A 17,828-nucleotide genomic window follows, 5' to 3' on the forward strand; every position below is an offset into this window, starting at 1 on the left:
TATAGTAGCCCTTTTTGTTGGCCGTGAAAAGGTCAATAAATGACCTAGATGTAATTTTTTTTCTTGACTTTTAATCGGCGAGAAGTCAGAGGCTGAATAGTTAGAAGCCAGCGGTGGCGCATGTTGCGCCACCCTTTAGCGCTATTTACGCTTGCCTGTCAAGCGGCTCCAATCTTCTTTGTGAGCCGCTGCGTCCATATCGAACCATTGGCTATAAAAGTCAGAGATTTCTTGGGCTTGTTCTTTGAGGAGACCGGAAAGGGCAAGTTTGCCACCGGTTTTTACGCGTTCTGCGATCAAAGGCGCTAATTCACGCAGTGGGCCGGCAAGAATATTGGCGACCAGAACGTCGGCTTTGAGATCGGCGGGTTGGTCTTCTGGCAAGTACAAGGCTAGCTTGTCGGCGACATCATTGCGCTCGGCGTTGGCACGTGAGGCGTCGATGGCTTGATAGTCGATATCGATACCTGTGACGTTTTTCGCGCCCAGTTTCAGTGCTGCTACGGCTAAGATGCCAGAGCCACAGCCAAAGTCGATCACTTCTTCATCGCTTAAATCTAAGCTGTCTAGCCACTCTAAACACAGTGCTGTCGTAGGGTGAGTACCTGTGCCGAAGGCAAGACCGGGATCGAGGATCACATTGACTGCAGTTGGATCGGGGATCTCGCGCCAGCTTGGGCAGATCCACAAACGCGTGCCGAATTGGATTGGGTGGAAGTTATCCATCCACTCACGCACCCAGTCTTTATCTTCAATTTGTTCGACCTTATGGCTGAAGTTCTCGCCGAGGAAAGGCAAGGTTTTCAACATGGCGATGGTCGGTGTCAGATCGGTTTCTGCATCGAATAAGGCAACGACAACGGTATCGCGCCACAGTGGGGTTTCGCCCAGTTTAGGTTCAAAAATAGGGGTGTCTTTACCGTCTTCGAAGGTGATAGAGACTGAGCCTTCTTCCATGAGCAAGTCGCTGATGGTTTCAGCGTCATCGCTATTGGTGTTTATACGGAGTTGGATCCAAGGCATGGGGGCATCCTGTGGCTGAGTGTGCAAAAGCTAAGGGTTCAAAATATCGCGCTATTGTAAACCATGGCTTAAGGTTCTGCGACTGACTATCGTGGCATAGCGTTTTTGTCTGCGTAGACAAGGTGTTAGCGAACGCGCATTGATTGGTATTAAAAAACGAATTGTCAGTTTTAATATTTGATATAACACTCTGAAATATATTGGTTAATTGGTTTTACCTTTGTTTGGTTTGGTGTGTTTTTTGTGATCTTCTTCTAAGAGTTGCACTCAGCCAGGTGAGTTGGCTCACGCTTTAAATCTGTGACACTGAGGCCGGATCTACGTTGCTGCTATGGTGTAGTTTGCCAAGAGGTGCCAACGACGAACGACATAGGTGAATCTAAGATGACAAGCATTACTCGAGTTCACAATAGGGTGAGTACGCCGCTAGGTCATCCTTGGTCGGCAAAGGCTGACAGGCTACAGAGCGCGACAGGGATTATGCTCGGCAGCTTTTTATTGCTGCATATGCATTTTGAGTCGAGCATTTTGCTGGGAAAAGAGGCCTTTTATCGTGTGGTGCAGTTGCTTGAAGGTGGCATGTTCAGCAGCACAGGACACGGTTTCCCCATAGTCACTAAAGTGTTTTCAGTGTTTATGCTATTGGTGGTGATAGTACATGCGGCGGTAGCACTGCGGCGTTTTCCGGCGCAGCTCGGGCAATGGCGCGCCCTGCGCTCGCACATGGGCAGCATCAACCACAAGGACACCCATGCGTGGTTTTGGCAACTGATCAGCGGCTTTATCTTATTTTTTCTCGTTCCTGTTCATCTCTTCACTATGATTTTGAATCCCGAAATTGGTCCGCATTTATCGGCCGAGCGGGTGTATCACGACAATGCTTGGTTGTTATATGCGCTGTTGCTGCCTGCTGTGGTTGTGCACGCCATGATTGGTCTGTATCGCGTCGCGGTAAAGTGGGGCATAACCACCAAACGCTCAGGTCTACGAAAAGTAGCTAAGGTGTTGATTATCTATCTGCTATGTCTGGGGACTGCGAGCCTAGTGTCCTATCTGTTTATCGGTAGTGAGCTGGGTATTCCTGTGCAGCCCTTTGTGCCTGAGTAGGCTTTGAGCTGGCAGCAGGATTTTGTTTCACTGCTATTATTTAAGCATTAGGTTAATTATTCAGCACTCAATTGATCTGGCTCACGTTTTCATGTGGATATGTGAGCGATATTAATTTGCAGTAAGACTTAATGAGATTGGCTCGATAAGGTCAACGGCGTGAGGCGATAGGATGGCGATCAAACTAACGATTAAAAAATGGAGTGCTTGGCTGGATTTAAGTCAGAGCGTGTCTGGCGTCATCCTCGCGGTCTTTCTGTGGACCCACTTAGTCTTAGTGTCATCGATTTTACTGGGTAGCGATGCCATGAATTGGGTGGCGCGCACTATGGAGTTGAGTTTTCTTTCTGACGATGGCCACGGTTATCCCTGGGTGGTGACGGCTATTGCGATGGGTATTGCTGCTCTTGCGTTAGTACATGTATTAGTTGCGCTGCAAAAGTTACCTATGAGTTTGCGCCAGCAAAGGGCACTGCGGCAACAAATGCAGGTGATCAACCACAGTGATACGCGTCTGTGGCGCTGGCAAGCCATTACCGGTGTGGTGATTTTACTGCTGTTGCCTGTGCATCTGTGGCTTATTGGCTCAGCCCCCGAAACCATTGGCCCCCAAGGGAGCGCCGACCGTATTTGGAACCAAGGTGTGTGGATGGTTTACCTGCCGTTGCTGCTCACGGTGGAGTTACATGCGGCGATTGGTATTTACCGTGTGGCCTTGAAATGGGGCGCTGCGAGGGATCTCAATAGTCGCAACCGATTACGTAAGATCAAAACTATAGTGAGCGTGCTATTTGTCACCGTAGGCATAGCTTCGCTGCTGGCGTTTTTACCCCATGCGAGTTAACTCCTCCAGAAATTAATGAATAAGTAAATCAATGGCTAAGCTTATTAATGAATAGAATGTCGAACACAGCAAACGGCACAAGCACAACAGACCCGATTAAGGAGCAGGCGTGAAACTGATTTATACCGATTCATTAGTGGTAGGCGCCGGACTCGCTGGCTTAAGGGTCGCCATCGCCTCCAAAGAGCGTGGACTCGATACCTTAGTCCTGTCACTCATTCCTGCGAAACGCTCCCACTCAGCTGCCGCCCAAGGCGGTATGCAGGCGAGCTTAGGCAATGCCGTAAAAGGTATGGGCGATGATGAGGATGTACATTTTCAAGATACGGTAAAAGGTTCCGACTGGGGCTGCGATCAAGATGTGGCGCGGATGTTTGCTCACTGTGCGCCCAAGGCTGTGCGTGAATTAGCGACGTGGGGCGTGCCTTGGTCAAGGGTGAGTGCAGGCCCAAGAGACGTGATTGTGAACGCGCAAAAAGTGACGCTGCATGAGGCGCAGGAAGCCCATGGACTGATTAACGCCCGTGACTTTGGCGGCACAAAAAAATGGCGCACTTGCTACACGGCCGATGGTACGGGTCATTCGCTGTTATACGCTATGGATAACAAAGCGATTTCTATGGATATTCCCGTCCATGAACGTATCGAAGCGCTGGCACTGATTCACGATGGTAAACGTTGCCATGGGGTGATCGCCCGCTGTTTGATAACCGGTGAACTCAGGGCCTATGTGGCTAAGTCCACCACTATTGCCACTGGCGGATATGGCCGCATTTATGAAGTGTCGACCAATGCGATTATCTGCGAAGGCATTGGTCAAGCACTCGCGTTGGAAACGGGCGTGGCAAGGCTTGGCAATATGGAAGCGGTACAATTCCATCCTACCGCCATTGTTCCCGTGGGCATTTTAACCACAGAAGGTTGCCGTGGTGATGGCGGCTTATTGCGTGATAAAGACGGTTATCGCTTTATGCCAGACTATGAGCCCGATAAAAAAGAGTTGGCATCGCGGGATGTGGTATCGCGCCGCATGACAGAACACATACGTAAAGGGAAGGGCGTCGATAGCCCCTATGGGCCGCATTTGTGGCTGGATATTACCCTTCTAGGTCGCAAGCACATCGAAACTAACCTTAGGGAAGTGCAGGAAATTTGTGAGAACTTCCTCGGTATCGATCCCGCTAAGGATTGGATCCCAGTACGGCCAACGCAGCATTATTCCATGGGCGGCATTCGAACCAATGCCACGGGTGAAAGCCCGCAGCTTAAAGGCTTGTTTAGCGTCGGCGAAGCGGCGTGTTGGGACATGCATGGTTTTAACCGTTTAGGCGGTAATTCGCTGGCCGAAACCGTGGTTGGTGGCATGATTATTGGTAAATATGTTGCCGATTTTTGTGAGAACAATAGCCTAGAGATAGACACTCAGCTTGCTGAACGCTTTATGCAGCAGGTGCTGAGTGAAATTGATCTGCTGATCGAAGGTGATGGTCACGAGAGCGCCTTTGCCCTCAAACGCGAAATGCAGCGCATCATGATGGATTATGTGGGGATTTTCCGTAATGGCCCTGAGCTTGATAAAGCCGTCGCTGAACTTAAAGTGCTGCTCGAACGTTCGCGTAAGCTTGGGCTTAAGTGTAAGAAACGTCACGCCAATCCTGAGCTGGTCGAAGCCCTGCGGGTCAAGCGTATGCTCAAAGTAGCGCTGACTGTGGCCTGCGGCGCAGCGGCACGAACCGAAAGTCGTGGTGCCCATGCTCGAGAAGATTATCCACAGCGCAATGATCGCGATTGGCTAAATCGTACCTTAGCCAGTTGGCCCGATCCCGATGCGCTCGAACCTGTGCTTAATTACGAAGCGCTCGATGTGATGAAGATGGAACTCCCGCCGGGTTATCGTGGTTATGGCATTAACAACGCCATAGTGCATCCGGATACCGAAAAACGTGAGCAACAGATTGCCGAGATTTTAGCTGAGTTAGGTGATGATGCGGACCGTTATCAACGCCAGCGGGCGCTTATGCCCTTTGAATTACCCGAAAGCTTACAACCTAATAATGAACGTTTAAGTGATACTTTAAAAAGCCCGTCCGCCAATGCGTTAGGAGAAAAATCATAATGAGCCAAGGTCGTCAGTTAACCTTTAATATCTTTCGTTATGATCCGCAGGAGCTAAACGATAAGCCGAAAATGGTGCGATATCAGCTCACTGAAACGCCGGGTATGACGGTCTTTATCGCCCTCAATAAACTCAGGGAAGAACAAGATACCTCGATGCAGTTCGACTTTGTTTGTCGTGCGGGCATTTGTGGCAGTTGCGCTATGGTGATTAACGGTTTCCCGACGTTAGCGTGTCGTACCTTAACCGCCAAATACCCTAAGGGCGAAATCACTCTAATGCCGCTGCCAGGCTTTGAGTTGATTGGCGACCTATCAGTCAATACCGGTAAATTTATGCGTGAACTCGCCGAACGCTTAAAGCTGTGGTTACACCCTAAGACTAATGATATCAGCGTGCATCGCCTCGAAGATCCAATGGATCCAGACGAAGCTGCGCGACTGTATGAGCTAGAGCGCTGCGTTGAGTGCGGCGTGTGTGTTTCAGCTTGTGCGACCAAACAAATGCGTGAAACCTTTGTCGGTGCCGTAGGTATGATGAAAATTGCCCGTTTCGAGATGGATAGCCGTGATGCGCGCAGTGCCGAAGATTTTTATCATGTAATTGGCAATCAGGATGGGGTGTTTGGTTGTATGACTTTACTCGGCTGCCAAGACAACTGTCCTAAGGATTTGCCACACATGCAGCAAATCGCCTATTTACGCCGCAAGATGGCCATGACTTTGATTTAATTCATTATGAAAAATGAAAAGCGCCAACTCGTTTGGCGCTTTTTATTGATTAACAGGCGTAGCTTTTATGGATGTCAGCTCGACTGATTAAGTCAGCCGTTTGGGCGACAAATGCTTGGAAATGCGCACTCGCCATATGTTCATCCAATGCCGCTTGGGATTGCCAAATTTCGTACATCCAGAAGATATTTTCATCATCTAATGAGTGATGCAGTTTGTATTCGATGCAGCCAGCCTCGGTATGCGTGTCTGTCACGAGTTGCTTGAGTATCTTAAATAGCGCGTCGCTTTGGCCTTGATTCGCTATGATTTGGGCAAATACTGTTATTTTCATTGGTTAAAACCTTCCAAAACAATTTTACCTATGGCTTTGCCTGACTCAATCTGAGTGTGGGCCTTGATTAAGTTCTGCGCATTAATTGTGCCGTAGTGCTCGCCGAACGTACTCTGTAACTCGCCTGTATCGATAAGTGTGCTTAAGCGATTGAGCAAGTGATGCTGGGCTACCATATCTTCGGTTTGATACAGGCTGCGGGTAAACATCAGCTCCCAATGCAATGACAGGCTCTTACGCTTGAGTTTCATCACATCTAATGGTCTCTTAGGATCATCGATTAACGCCAGTTTCCCTTGCGGCTTAAGCACTTGTACGATCTCATCAAAGTGTTGATCGGTTTGGGTCAGGCTAATCACATGGGTCACATCAGTAATGCCAATATTGGCAAGTTCGCCCGAGAGCGATTGAGTGTGGTCTATGACCGCATCGGCGCCGAGTTTTTGCACCCAAGCGGTGGATTCTGGGCGAGAAGCAGTGCCAATCACCTCTGCCCCTGTGAGTTTTACCGCCAGCTGAGTGATGATAGAGCCAACGCCACCTGCCGCGCCGATAATTAAAATACGGGCGTCAGTTGCCGAACCATCTTGGGGTAGACCTAAGCGGTCGAATAGAATCTCCCATGCTGTAATTCCGGTTAAGGGTAATGCCGCCGCTTGGGCATAAGTTAAACTCTTAGGTTTATGGCCGACAATTCGCTCATCAACCAATTGATATTGGGCATAACTGCCGCTGCGGCTAATATCGCCCGCGTACCACACTTCATCGCCGACGTTGAAAAGACTGACGTTTTCGCCAACTGCTTTGACGACGCCGACGGCATCCCAGCCGATGATCTTATATTCGCCCGCAGGTGCCGAGCTAGATGCGCGGATTTTAGTGTCGACCGGATTGACGGAAATGGCTTTGACTTCCACCAAGAGGTCAAAACCTGTTGCCGTCGGTTCGGCTAACGTGATGTCTTCTAATGCATTGGGCGCTGTGATTGCACCCGCTGTCTGGTAACCAATGGCTTTCATGTTTATTCCTCTGGGTGTACTTGCTGGAGTCTACTTGTTTGAGTGTACTTGTATCGTGTAGCCATTGTGTGGAATATTAGCCAAGAGATAAACAGGGTAAAGTTTGTAATTTTTTCAAAGGATTTTTGATAATCATGTTGATTAATGATTTAGCTTTGTTCGTGCGTGTCGCCGATTGTGGCAATATTTCTGCTGCTGCGGCCGAGATGGACATCTCGGCTGCTTCTGCCAGCGCTGCAATAAAACGGCTTGAAAAACAGCTTGATACTAGCTTATTTATCCGCACGACCCGCAGCTTACGTTTGACAGTACAAGGTGAGCGTTATCTTATTCATTGTCGACGAGCCTTAAGCGATTTAGCGCTCGGCGAGCAGGCCATCGCCAGTGACAAAGGTAAAATATCCGGCACCTTGAGCTTATCGGTTTCTTCGGATTTTGGCCGTAATCTGTTTGTGCCTTGGCTCGATGAGTTCTTGCTCGATTTCCCACAATTGCAAGTGCGCTTGCATCTTGGCGATAATATCAGCAGCTTTTATCACGATAAAATTGATGTCGCGGTGCGTTACGGCAAACCGCAGGACTCAAACCAAGTGGCATTTCCGCTCTGCAGTGTTGATCGTGTCTTGTGCGCCTCACCTGAATATCTGGCCGAGTTTGGTGTGCCAGATTCATTAGAACAGCTGATAGAGCATAATTGCTTGTTTTATAAGTTAGATGAGCGAACCCACGACCAATGGCAATTTAGGCGCGATGGGCAAGAATATAAAGTGCGTGTCACGGGCAACCGCAGTGCTAACGATGCAGAAATTGCCCGCCGTTGGGCTGTGGCGGGTAAAGGATTGGTATTTAAGTCGAGTCTAGATCTGGCCGATGACTTAATTTCAGGGCGATTAGTGCGTTTGTTGCCTGAGTATCAAGGTGAGCCGGTCGATTTGTACTTAGTGTGCCCAGGACGCGAGCATGTCACGCCTGTCGTTTTATTGTTGCGGGAAATGCTGCGGCAGCGCACACAGGCTTTGAGTAAAAGCTTAGGTCAAATACTGGCAGTAAAAAAATCTTAGGATTTAAGAAACAAAAAAGCCGCATGATGCGGCTTTTTAGCGACTCGCTGAGATTAAGACTTAGCGCGTTTCATGGCGGTAAAGAATTCTTCGTTAGTCTTGGTCATAGCCAATTTGTCGATTAAGAATTCCATTGCGCTGACTTCATCCATAGGATTTAAAATTTTACGCAGGATCCACATTTTTTGCAGTTCTTCTTGAGTCGTGAGTTTTTCTTCACGACGCGTACCACTACGGTTGAAGTCAATGGCTGGGAACACACGCTTTTCTGCCGCTTTACGTGACAGATGTAGCTCTTGGTTACCTGTACCTTTAAATTCTTCGTAGATCACTTCGTCCATCTTAGAACCAGTATCAACCAAAGCAGTGGCGATAATGGTCAAGCTGCCGCCGTGTTCGATGTTACGTGCCGCACCGAAGAAGCGTTTTGGACGGTGCAGGGCGTTCGCATCCACACCACCAGTTAACACTTTGCCCGATGACGGGATAACAGTGTTATAGGCACGGGCTAGACGGGTAATAGAATCGAGTAGGATAACCACGTCTTTCTTGTGTTCAACCAAGCGCTTGGCTTTTTCAATCACCATTTCGGCAACTTGAACGTGACGGCTGGCTGGCTCATCGAAGGTTGATGCAATTACTTCGCCTTTAACAAGGCGTTGCATCTCAGTTACTTCTTCTGGGCGTTCGTCGATCAGCAATACCATCAACACCACTTCTGGGTTGTTGTAACTGATGCTCTGAGCAATACCTTGAAGTAATAGCGTTTTACCGGCTTTTGGTGGTGCAACGATCAAACCACGTTGACCTTTACCAATCGGTGAGCATAAATCCAGAATACGTGCGGTAATATCTTCAGTTGAGCCGTTGCCACGCTCCATACGCATACGTTCTTCTGCATGGAGTGGGGTTAAGTTTTCAAAGAGGATTTTATTACGGGAGTTTTCAGGTTTATCGAAGTTAACTTCGTTGACTTTCAATAGGGCAAAATAACGCTCGCCTTCTTTCGGTGGGCGAATTTTACCAAAAATGGTATCACCCGTTCGCATGTTGAAGCGGCGAATTTGGCTTGGTGAGACATAGATGTCATCTGGACCAGCTAAATAAGAACCGTCTGAGCTGCGTAAGAAGCCGAAACCGTCTTGGAGTATTTCTAATACTCCACCACCGAAAATGTCTTCTCCACTTTTTGCGTGGGCTTTAAGGATTGAGAAAATAATGTCCTGCTTGCGAGCGCGGGCCATATTTTCGAGCTTCATATTTTCAGCTAGCGAGACTAGGTCAGAAATCGGCGTGTCTTTTAATTCAGTTAAGTTCATTTTGGGGGTCTTGTGTTACGCGACAAAGCTTACCGCGATCAATCAGTAAGGATGTAATTCAGGATAGTGATTGACGAGCGAGAAGAGGTTATTAGAAAGAATCTGGTTATTAAAGTAGCACTAACAAAGCGGGGCGTCCAGAAATTTAGGGAAATTCCGGCACAATTAATTTATAGCTTGTGCCGGAGGTCACTCATTACCACATCAAATTAGATTTGCGCGTCGATAAACTCTTTTAATTGCGTTTTTGATAGTGCGCCAACTTTAGTTGCGGCTAATTCACCGTTTTTGAATAACAGTAAAGTTGGGATGCCACGAACGCCATATTTCGCTGGAGAAACATTGTTTTGGTCAACGTTTAATTTAGCGATAGTCACGCGGCCTGCATATTCTTCAGACACATCGTCTAAAATTGGAGCGATCATTTTACAAGGACCACACCACTCGGCCCAGAAGTCTACCAATACTGGCAAATCAGACTTTAATACGTCGTTTTCGAAGCTGTCGTCACTCAGGTATATAATTTTATCGCTCATGATGTTCTCCAGTTTGGGTGCCATTGCTGGTTTGTTAATGGCTTACCATGTATATTGGGGCTGAAAAATAGCTTTTCAAGTTACCTTTTTACAATGTGGCTATTTCAAACGATCGAGTATCTTATTGCAACCTCAACAGGTAAGCTTGCGCTATGAGCGAAACACATCTATCTACCCAAAGGTTTGCCGACCTACCTCTACATCCTGAGGTTAAACAGGCCCTTGCCGAGAATGGCTTCGAATTTTGTACGCCGATCCAGGCGTTATCACTGCCTGTATTACTTCAATCAAAAGATATCGCTGGTCAGGCACAAACGGGCACTGGCAAGACAATGGCCTTTTTGGTCGCCACTTTTAATCACTTATTATCGACTCCCGTACCTGAAGGTCGACTGATTAATCAGCCCCGCGCCATCATTATGGCTCCGACTCGCGAACTGGCGATTCAGATTGCTAAAGATGCGATTTTACTCGCTAAACACACTCACTTAAAGGTGGGTATTGTTTATGGCGGCGAAAGTTACGATGTACAGCGTAAAGTATTAGATCAAGGTGTTGATATCTTGATTGGTACTACGGGTCGAATTATCGACTACGTTCGCCAAGGCATTATCGGTCTGAATTCGATTCAGGCTGTAGTATTAGATGAAGCCGATCGTATGTTCGATCTAGGTTTTATCAAAGATATCCGCTTCTTGTTTAGACGTATGCCTGAGGCAAATCAACGTCTTAATATGCTATTTTCGGCAACCTTGTCGATGAAAGTGCAAGAGCTGGCTTACGATCATATGAACGAGCCAGTTAAAGTCGAAATCGCCCCTGAAGAAAAAACCTCCAAAAACATCAAAGAAGAAATCTTCTATCCTTCGCAAGAAGAGAAGATGCGTTTGCTGTTGACCTTGATTGAAGAAGATTGGCCAGAAAAAGCCATCGTTTTCTCTAACACTAAGCACAGTTGTGAAACGCTTTGGTCTTGGCTTGAAGGTGACGGACATCGCGTGGGTTTGTTAACGGGTGATGTGCCACAGAAAAAACGTATTCGTATTCTTGAGCAGTTTACCAGTGGCCAATTAGATATATTGGTTGCTACCGATGTGGCGGCTCGCGGTTTACATATTTCTGACGTTTCACACGTGTATAACTATGATTTACCTGATGATTGTGAAGACTATGTACACCGAATCGGTCGTACGGGTCGTGCGGGTAATAAGGGCATGTCGATAAGCTTTGCCTGTGAAGAGTACGCGTTGAACTTGCCAGCAATCGAAAGCTATATTAATCATTCGATTCCAGTGAGTAATTACGACAGTGAAGCTTTATTGGCCGATATTCCTACGCCAGCGAAGATCCACCGTAAACACCCGAGCGGCACTCGAAACCTGCGTGATCGTTCTGGGACAAGTCGTCCAGGTGCGCAACGCAGTGGTGCTCGCCCTCCTCGTCATGATAGGACACGTAGACATTCGTAAATGCCAACACCCGCTTATGCCGCTATAACATTAGGCTCAAACAGTTTTAATATGCTGATCGCCAAAACTCGTGGTGGTCAGCCGCATATTATTGCGAAATATAAACGCAAGGTGAGGCTCGCCGAAGGTATAGGCGACGATGGCAACTTAAGCCATGACGTGATGCAGCGCGGCCTCGACTGTTTGAGTATGTTTGCCCAAATGTTGGTGCAACATAAGATTGAAGCAAATCATGTCGCTGTGATTGCTACCGCAACCCTTCGCAGTATCAGCAATGCCGATGAGTTTAATCGGCGTGCATTGCCACTCCTTGGTCATCCGATTGAAATCATCTCAGGCATGCGTGAAGCTGAGCTTATCTATCAAGGCATGGTGGCGACCACCTGTGGTCAAGGCCGTCGTTTAGTGATAGATATCGGCGGGGCGAGTACTGAGTTTATTATCGGTGATGGGCATCAAGTGTTGTTCAAAACCAGTTTACCCTTTGGTAGCGTGACTTATAATCGCCAATTTTTTAGTAGCTTGCCGCTGCAACAGTTAGATTTCGATGATGCCAAGCAGCAAGTGCTAACCGCATTAGCTGAGCATAGACAAACCCTGCGCGATTTAGGTTGGCATTGTGTTGTTGGTGCCTCTGGCGCGGTGCAATCTGTGGTTGAAGTACTGCTTCACCGTGGCTTATCTGAGACGATAACGCTCGATGTGCTCACTCAGCTGAAGGCTGAAATTCTCGCCCAAGAAGACATTGGCTTAATGGGGATCGCTGGGCTTTGTAGCGAGCGGGCGCCGACTTTTGCAGCGGGTGTCGCTATTTTGTTGGCTTTGTTTGAGTTGCTGGGGATAGAGCATTTAGCCTTATCTGGCGGCGCATTACGTGAAGGTGTTTTAGTGATGTTAGCGCAGCGAATTATTGACGAAGTCAGCTAATATTTTATTGAAACATGATAAAAACCAAAGGCCGCTATGCGGCCTTTATTGTGTGTACTGTGGCGATTATTTCAATAAATCGGCCAGATCTTTTTCTAAGGAAACGGTTGGGCGCTCTACGATACGGCCAACTTCTTTACCTTGCTGTAGCACAATAAAGGTTGGAATACGGGTAAAGTCGTATTTGGCAGCTAAGCCTTCGGGATCTTTCTTCGTCCGGTCGACACCAATATAGGTCACTTTGATATTGGGATTGGCGACTTCTTCCATGATACGGATAAAGCGCGGTGTTTCACGGTGACAATCTGGACACCAAGTACCAATGATCACAATAATTTCAGTTGGTTCGGTGACGCTTTTAAGCGGAGTGATTGCCGCAGTGTCGACCTGGTAGCTTTTATACCCTTCGGCAAACTCATTGAGATCTGTGACTAAATGTTGTGCTTCGACTATGCCAGTTAAAATCACTTCTTGTTTCTCCTCACTGCAGGTCGCAATTAAACCCTGTTGTTGTTCTTCAAATCCACAGCCACCATTGGCTAGTACCTGACAACTAAAAAATAAGGCAGTAGTGGCTATGAATGCCTTAACGTTATTGTGCATGATGCGCCCTTAAAATCGAAGAGAAAGAATGAAGCTTGATTCAAACATTATTCTCGATGCGATTAAAGCGGATCATTGATTTGCTGCAAGCTAGATCACGCATTGCTAATATCTATAAGCTTAACGATCACAGGATTGCATGGTTTGCGGAGTTAAGGCATTGAAAAAGTTCATCCCCGAATCGCGATTCGGGGATAGAGCGCATTGAAATAATAAGCTAAATGGCTCGATTACTGAGCGAGAATTTTTTCTAGAATAGGCTTATTAGCGTCGGGGAAGTCGTAATTAACTAAGTCGGCTTTAGTGACCCAAGCGATAAGCTGACCTTCGAGGCCTTGGGCTGTGCCGTTAAACTCAGTGACCGAGTGGATATCGAGTAGCACTTGTTTATCGGGATAATCGAAACTCAGCGCCATAAATGGCTGACTATCGGTGACATCGAGTGCAACTTCCTCTTTGAGTTCACGGATCAGCGCTTGAGTGACCGTTTCGCCCGCCTCAACTTTGCCGCCAGGAAATTCCCACTTTCCACCTTGATGTAAATGGTCTGGGCGTTTTGCCAACAGAATTTCACCGGCCGAGTTAGTAATAATGCCGACGGCAACATGGATGCGTTTAGTCATAATATTTATCTATTGAGTAGAGAGTTGGGTAAATTAATCGCTGTGATGGCGTAAGCTGTGCAGCTAGCGCTTCGCATTATTCTTTAAAAAAGTCGCCTTCATCGAGATCAAATTCATCAAATGCTTCGGGATCAAATTCGGCCTTCACTGGGATGACATGCTTTTCTGACGCCCAATCGCCGAGGTCGATGAGCTTACAGCGCTCGCTGCAAAAAGGTTTAAATGCAGATTGTGGCACCCACTCGACAGGGGCTTTGCAGATAGGGCAGTTAACGGTCAATGGCATAATTGTTCTCTTGGTTAACGGCGATACAGCTGCCGCCAATACTAATGTCTTTCAGGCCATTAGTGTAAAGGCTTCATGCACAGGTAGCCAGTAAGAAATCAATCGAACGGTCGGAGTGGCGTTGTTGTTCAAACTGCACAAAATGGATTGCAAAACGGTTTTTATGGCCGCTAATCGTAGGATAACACCCGTGGGAGGCATCGACTTTAACTCGCACCAAAGCAAGTGCTTGAGCGCTGTCACCCTGATAAAAACCAGCATGGGCAACGGCATTGTCGTAATGGGCTGTACTGCGGGTGAGTTGGAGCAATAGGGTGATGGGGGTGAGTAAAGGTTCGAAATGCGATATCCAAGAGCGGTAGTCTTGTTGTTTTTCTTCCCAAGGTTTAGCTAGCCAATAATGCAGTTGCGGCAGATCGAAGTTACAGCAGGCGCCCGGCATGCCAAAGCGTTGTCGTAGCGCAGAAATAAATCTGTCTTGTTTTAGTTGGCTGCCGAAGCGTTCTGGCTTTTGCAACGGTTCGCGGGCTTGGGTGAGGGCGTTGATATAAAGATCGATTTGCTGGTGGTCGACGTGATCTAATTCTTGCCATTTGCTGAGTTGCAGCAAGTGCCGTTCAATGTCTTTTAATACTTCATTACGATAATCACAGCGTTCGGACAATTCACAGAGGGAAAACAGCGGATAAAAACATCTATGTTGGTGGTCATGATTTAGGTTACTTTGCAGCTGTATATCGAGGTATTCGAGCCGCAAGTAGCTGCGAATTTTCTCGTTTAGGGGCTGTTCGTAAACTAATTCAGTCATGGGCTTTATCGGTACCAGAAAGTTGTAAATATCGCTGGTGCAATGCTAGCACCTCTCGTTTTAAGGTTGATATCTCTCCTTGATTATCAATAATGTCGTCGGCTCTGGCGAGTTTTTCGCTGCGACTACATTGGCTACTAATGATGTTATTAACTTGAGATGCATCAACATTGTCACGTTTTACGGTGCGATTTATTTGCAACTCAGGTGAAATATCCACCACTAAAGTCCGATTGACTAACCTATCTAACCCGTTCTCAAATAGCAAGGGCACGACCATAATTACATAGGCAGAGGTCGCTTTTTCTACCTGCGCTAGCATTTCTTGGCGGATCATGGGGTGTAATAGTTGGTTTAGCCATTCGCGCTCTTCAGGATGGCTAAATATCCGCTGCCGCAACTTGGCGCGATCGAGTTCACCCTCTGGTGTTAATATCTCAGCACCAAAATGAGTTACGATCGCTTCCAGTCCTTTTGAACCCGGAGCGACGACCTCGCGGGCAACGATATCGGCGTCGACTAAGGTTATTCCTTCGGCGGAGAACAAATTGGCAACAGTCGTCTTACCGCTGCCGATACCGCCAGTAAGACCAACAACAAACTTTGACATCACATACTCCGGATAGCTTTGTGCTTAATTTGCTAGATCTTACAGTGTTGAGAGGTACCAATCGACAATCTGTTGCCCAAATAGCAAGGCTATCCAGCCTGCGGCGGCAATATAAGGGCCAAATGGGATTGGATTCCCTTGTTTCAGGCGTTTACTGACAATCATAGTGATGCCAACGACTGCGCCAACGAGGGACGAAAGTAAAATCACCAGCGGCAGCATTTGCCAGCCAAGCCAAGCACCGAACACGGCGAGTAATTTAAAGTCGCCATAGCCCATGCCTTCCTTGCCTGTAAGGATCTTAAATAGCCAAAAAATAGACCACAAGCTTAAATAGCCTGCTGCCGCACCCATAATGGCGTCGGTTGGACTCGCAAAGGTATGATTTAGGTTGATTATCAAGCCTAGCCAAAGTAACGGCAACGTCATTTGATCTGGGAGTAACATCTCATCAAGATCGATACCCGTCAGTGCTACAAGCACAAAGGTGAGTATGCTCGCAAAAACAAACTGCCAGCTTGGACCAAAATGCCAAGCTAAAGTCGCGATAAGTAGCCCTGTGATGAATTCAATAATAGGGTAGCGGGCTGAAATAGGGGCGTGACAGGCGGCGCATTTTCCCTTGAGCATTAACCAGCCTAATACGGGTAAATTATGCCAAGGTTTAATCGCCGTTTTACATTTAGGGCAGGCTGAGCCCGGCACAACAAGATTATACTTTTCAGGGAATGCATCTATAGGTTTATTGAGTTGTTCTATACCGATTTTTTTGACTATGTCTTCGTGGTATTCCTGCAAATACTGATTACATTCTTGCTGCCACTCCCGTTTCATCATCACAGGAAATCTGTGGATCACCACATTTAAAAAACTACCAATGGTAGCGGCAAAAATAAAGCTTAGAGCCATAAAAAGATAAGGGTGCTGGCCCAAAATGGAGATGAATTCTGACATTTAATGTTCTTATTTATATTTGAGGGTTAGATATAATACTAGCCGCTAACAACTTTACCCATCTGGAAGATAGGTAAGTACATAGCAACAATTAAACCGCCGACGACAGTACCGATGACCACCATCATAATCGGTTCTATCAGACTTGATAAGCCATCTACGGCATCGTCTACTTGCATTTCGTAGATAGTAGAGACTTTATTGAGCATGTTATCTAGTGAACCTGATTCTTCGCCTATCATCACCATTTGCACTAACATGTCGGGGAAAAGTCCAGTGGTCTGCATAGCCACATTCATCTGCATCCCCGCCATGACTTCTTGACGAATTTTTAAAATCGCTTTTCGATAGACCGCATTACCCGATGCGCCAGCGGCGGATTCTAAACCATCAATCAACGGAACGCCCGCAGCGAAAGTGGTTGCTAAAGTACGAGCGAATCGAGCCATGGCACCTTTGTGTAAAATAGGCCCAATGGCTGGGATTTTAAGCACAGCTTCATCGACTCTATCTCTCACCATTTGTGAGTTTCGGTGCGCCCGTACAAACAAAAATACTCCGCCGACAATGGCGGCTAAAAAGATGTACCAAGAGGATTGTAAGCCGCGTGAAATATGCAGTACCAGTTGGGTAAAGGCGGGCAGTTCAGCGCCAAATCCTTTGAAGATCTCTTCAAATTGCGGCACGACAAAAAGAAGTAACAACGCTGTAACTGAAATGGCTACCATTACAACTGCTGCAGGGTAGAACATGGCCTTTTTAATTTTGGATTTGAGTGCTTCCGTTTTTTCTCTGTAGGTAGCAACGCGATCGAAGACCAAATCTAGTGAACCTGAATGTTCACCTGCAGCGACTAGGTCGACATATAGTTCATCGAAGTAGCGCCTATGGGGGCGCATAGCATCTGATAAAGGAATACCCGATTGAATTTCACTGAGGATATTTCCTAAAAGTTCCCGCATCTTAGCTTTTTCGTGCCCACGGCCGAGTAGTTCAATTGTGGTGACTAAAGGTACGCCCGCCGCTAGCATAGTCGCAATTTGGCGAGTCATTACAGCAACATCCATAGGGGTGATTTTCGGATCACCTAGTTTAAATAGCGCAGATGACTGTTTACGAACGCTCTTTGGGGTAACGCCTTGGGATTTTAACTGGCTACGGATTTCGGCGGCGGTTGCGCCTCTAAGCTCACCTGCTGTTTTCTTGCCGTCGCGATTAACACCTTTCCATTCGAAGGTATAGATTTTGGGTTGGCTCTTTTGCTCGGCTTTCTTGGTGCGAGGCTTTCTTGTTGTCGTTGCCGTAGCCATAAATTATTCCTGTAAATAAATCGTTCTTGATTTCTAGTTAACTGAGCGTTGTGCTTGTGAAATAGTTTGGACTCTTAGAATCAAATATGCGAGTAATGATGCGCTATTACCTGAATTTTAGACGTTACTTTAGATATAAAGATTGGAT

The 17,828-nt window shown here is 47.0% G+C and carries 19 protein-coding genes; 7 read left to right on the forward strand and 12 right to left on the reverse strand.

All coding sequences use genetic code 11. From position 1 onward, the window contains the following. Positions 1-141 precede the first annotated feature (141 nt). The gene (gene prmA / locus DYH48_RS00280; RefSeq protein ID WP_006083369.1) at positions 142-1,023 is read right to left on the reverse strand and encodes a 50S ribosomal protein L11 methyltransferase; all 882 of its coding nucleotides are present in this window, start codon (positions 1,021-1,023) and stop codon (positions 142-144) included. A 384-nt stretch (positions 1,024-1,407) separates the two neighbouring features. On the opposite strand from prmA, the gene DYH48_RS00285 reads away from it, so the two are divergent. The 4 genes from DYH48_RS00285 to DYH48_RS00300 all read left to right on the forward strand — a co-directional run bounded on the left by DYH48_RS00285 (position 1,408) and on the right by DYH48_RS00300 (position 5,821). Next, a complete protein-coding gene (locus tag DYH48_RS00285) occupies positions 1,408-2,130 on the forward strand; it encodes a fumarate reductase cytochrome b subunit (protein ID WP_006083368.1) in 723 nt (240 codons plus the stop codon). A 172-nt stretch (positions 2,131-2,302) separates the two neighbouring features. After that, on the forward strand, positions 2,303-2,974 hold the full coding sequence (locus DYH48_RS00290; protein ID WP_115333742.1) for a fumarate reductase cytochrome b subunit: 672 nt from the start codon (positions 2,303-2,305) through the stop codon (positions 2,972-2,974). Between the two features lie 109 nt (positions 2,975-3,083). Then, positions 3,084-5,090, forward strand: coding sequence for a fumarate reductase flavoprotein subunit (locus DYH48_RS00295; RefSeq protein ID WP_115333743.1), 2,007 nt, complete (start codon positions 3,084-3,086; stop codon positions 5,088-5,090). Then, positions 5,090-5,821 (forward strand): fumarate reductase iron-sulfur subunit, encoded by a 732-nt coding sequence (locus DYH48_RS00300; protein WP_115333744.1) that lies wholly within the window; start codon positions 5,090-5,092, stop codon positions 5,819-5,821. Before DYH48_RS00295 ends, DYH48_RS00300 begins: the two co-directional genes overlap by 1 nt. Positions 5,822-5,870: 49 nt before the next feature. Here DYH48_RS00300 and DYH48_RS00305 read toward each other — a convergent pair whose 3' ends face one another. Then, positions 5,871-6,155, reverse strand: a complete 285-nt coding sequence (locus DYH48_RS00305) for a putative quinol monooxygenase (RefSeq protein ID WP_006084381.1) — start codon at positions 6,153-6,155, stop codon at positions 5,871-5,873. Further along, on the reverse strand, positions 6,152-7,174 hold the full coding sequence (locus tag DYH48_RS00310) for a zinc-binding alcohol dehydrogenase family protein (RefSeq protein WP_115333745.1): 1,023 nt from the start codon (positions 7,172-7,174) through the stop codon (positions 6,152-6,154). The genes DYH48_RS00305 and DYH48_RS00310 overlap by 4 nt, the downstream gene beginning before the upstream one ends. Before the next feature lie 134 nt (positions 7,175-7,308). Here DYH48_RS00310 and DYH48_RS00315 point away from each other — a divergent pair, with 134 nt between their 5' ends. After that, on the forward strand, positions 7,309-8,235 hold the full coding sequence (locus DYH48_RS00315; RefSeq protein WP_011848013.1) for a LysR family transcriptional regulator: 927 nt from the start codon (positions 7,309-7,311) through the stop codon (positions 8,233-8,235). Between the two features lie 53 nt (positions 8,236-8,288). Here the strand turns inward: DYH48_RS00315 and rho are convergent, their stop codons facing one another. Together rho and trxA are read right to left on the reverse strand one after the other, a co-directional pair. Continuing rightward, a complete protein-coding gene (rho, locus tag DYH48_RS00320; RefSeq protein ID WP_006083361.1) occupies positions 8,289-9,554 on the reverse strand; it encodes a transcription termination factor Rho in 1,266 nt (421 codons plus the stop codon). A gap of 209 nt (positions 9,555-9,763) precedes the next feature. Continuing rightward, complete coding sequence (gene trxA / locus DYH48_RS00325) at positions 9,764-10,090, reverse strand: thioredoxin TrxA (RefSeq protein WP_006083360.1); 327 nt, start codon at positions 10,088-10,090, stop codon at positions 9,764-9,766. A 152-nt stretch (positions 10,091-10,242) separates the two neighbouring features. Between trxA and rhlB the strand changes: the two genes are divergently transcribed. Further along, positions 10,243-11,559 (forward strand): ATP-dependent RNA helicase RhlB, encoded by a 1,317-nt coding sequence (gene rhlB, locus DYH48_RS00330; RefSeq protein ID WP_006083359.1) that lies wholly within the window; start codon positions 10,243-10,245, stop codon positions 11,557-11,559. Beyond that, positions 11,560-12,486, forward strand: a complete 927-nt coding sequence (locus DYH48_RS00335) for a Ppx/GppA phosphatase family protein (RefSeq protein WP_115333746.1) — start codon at positions 11,560-11,562, stop codon at positions 12,484-12,486. It abuts the gene before it with no gap. A gap of 66 nt (positions 12,487-12,552) precedes the next feature. On the opposite strand, the gene DYH48_RS00340 is transcribed toward DYH48_RS00335, so the two are convergent. The 7 genes from DYH48_RS00340 to DYH48_RS00370 form a co-directional block, all read right to left on the reverse strand. Continuing rightward, positions 12,553-13,089: a thioredoxin family protein gene (locus DYH48_RS00340; protein ID WP_115333747.1), complete on the reverse strand. Its 537-nt coding sequence runs from the start codon at positions 13,087-13,089 to the stop codon at positions 12,553-12,555. Positions 13,090-13,319: 230 nt separating this feature from the next. Then, positions 13,320-13,712 (reverse strand): 8-oxo-dGTP diphosphatase MutT, encoded by a 393-nt coding sequence (gene mutT / locus DYH48_RS00345; RefSeq protein ID WP_006084373.1) that lies wholly within the window; start codon positions 13,710-13,712, stop codon positions 13,320-13,322. Positions 13,713-13,788: 76 nt separating this feature from the next. Next, on the reverse strand, positions 13,789-13,998 hold the full coding sequence (gene yacG, locus DYH48_RS00350) for a DNA gyrase inhibitor YacG (RefSeq protein WP_006083355.1): 210 nt from the start codon (positions 13,996-13,998) through the stop codon (positions 13,789-13,791). A 73-nt stretch (positions 13,999-14,071) separates the two neighbouring features. Further along, positions 14,072-14,806, reverse strand: coding sequence for a cell division protein ZapD (gene zapD / locus DYH48_RS00355; RefSeq protein WP_115333748.1), 735 nt, complete (start codon positions 14,804-14,806; stop codon positions 14,072-14,074). Beyond that, positions 14,799-15,416 carry a dephospho-CoA kinase gene (gene coaE, locus DYH48_RS00360; RefSeq protein WP_115333749.1) on the reverse strand — a complete coding sequence of 206 codons (618 nt, stop codon included), beginning with the start codon at positions 15,414-15,416 and terminating at the stop codon, positions 14,799-14,801. Before coaE ends, zapD begins: the two co-directional genes overlap by 8 nt. A gap of 39 nt (positions 15,417-15,455) precedes the next feature. Beyond that, on the reverse strand, positions 15,456-16,370 hold the full coding sequence (locus DYH48_RS00365; RefSeq protein WP_115333750.1) for a prepilin peptidase: 915 nt from the start codon (positions 16,368-16,370) through the stop codon (positions 15,456-15,458). Between the two features lie 38 nt (positions 16,371-16,408). Beyond that, complete coding sequence (locus tag DYH48_RS00370) at positions 16,409-17,680, reverse strand: type II secretion system F family protein (RefSeq protein ID WP_115333751.1); 1,272 nt, start codon at positions 17,678-17,680, stop codon at positions 16,409-16,411. Positions 17,681-17,828 lie beyond the last annotated feature (148 nt).

The sequence above is a fragment of the Shewanella baltica genome, from assembly GCF_900456975.1.
In the GTDB taxonomy this organism is placed as follows: domain Bacteria; phylum Pseudomonadota; class Gammaproteobacteria; order Enterobacterales; family Shewanellaceae; genus Shewanella; species Shewanella baltica.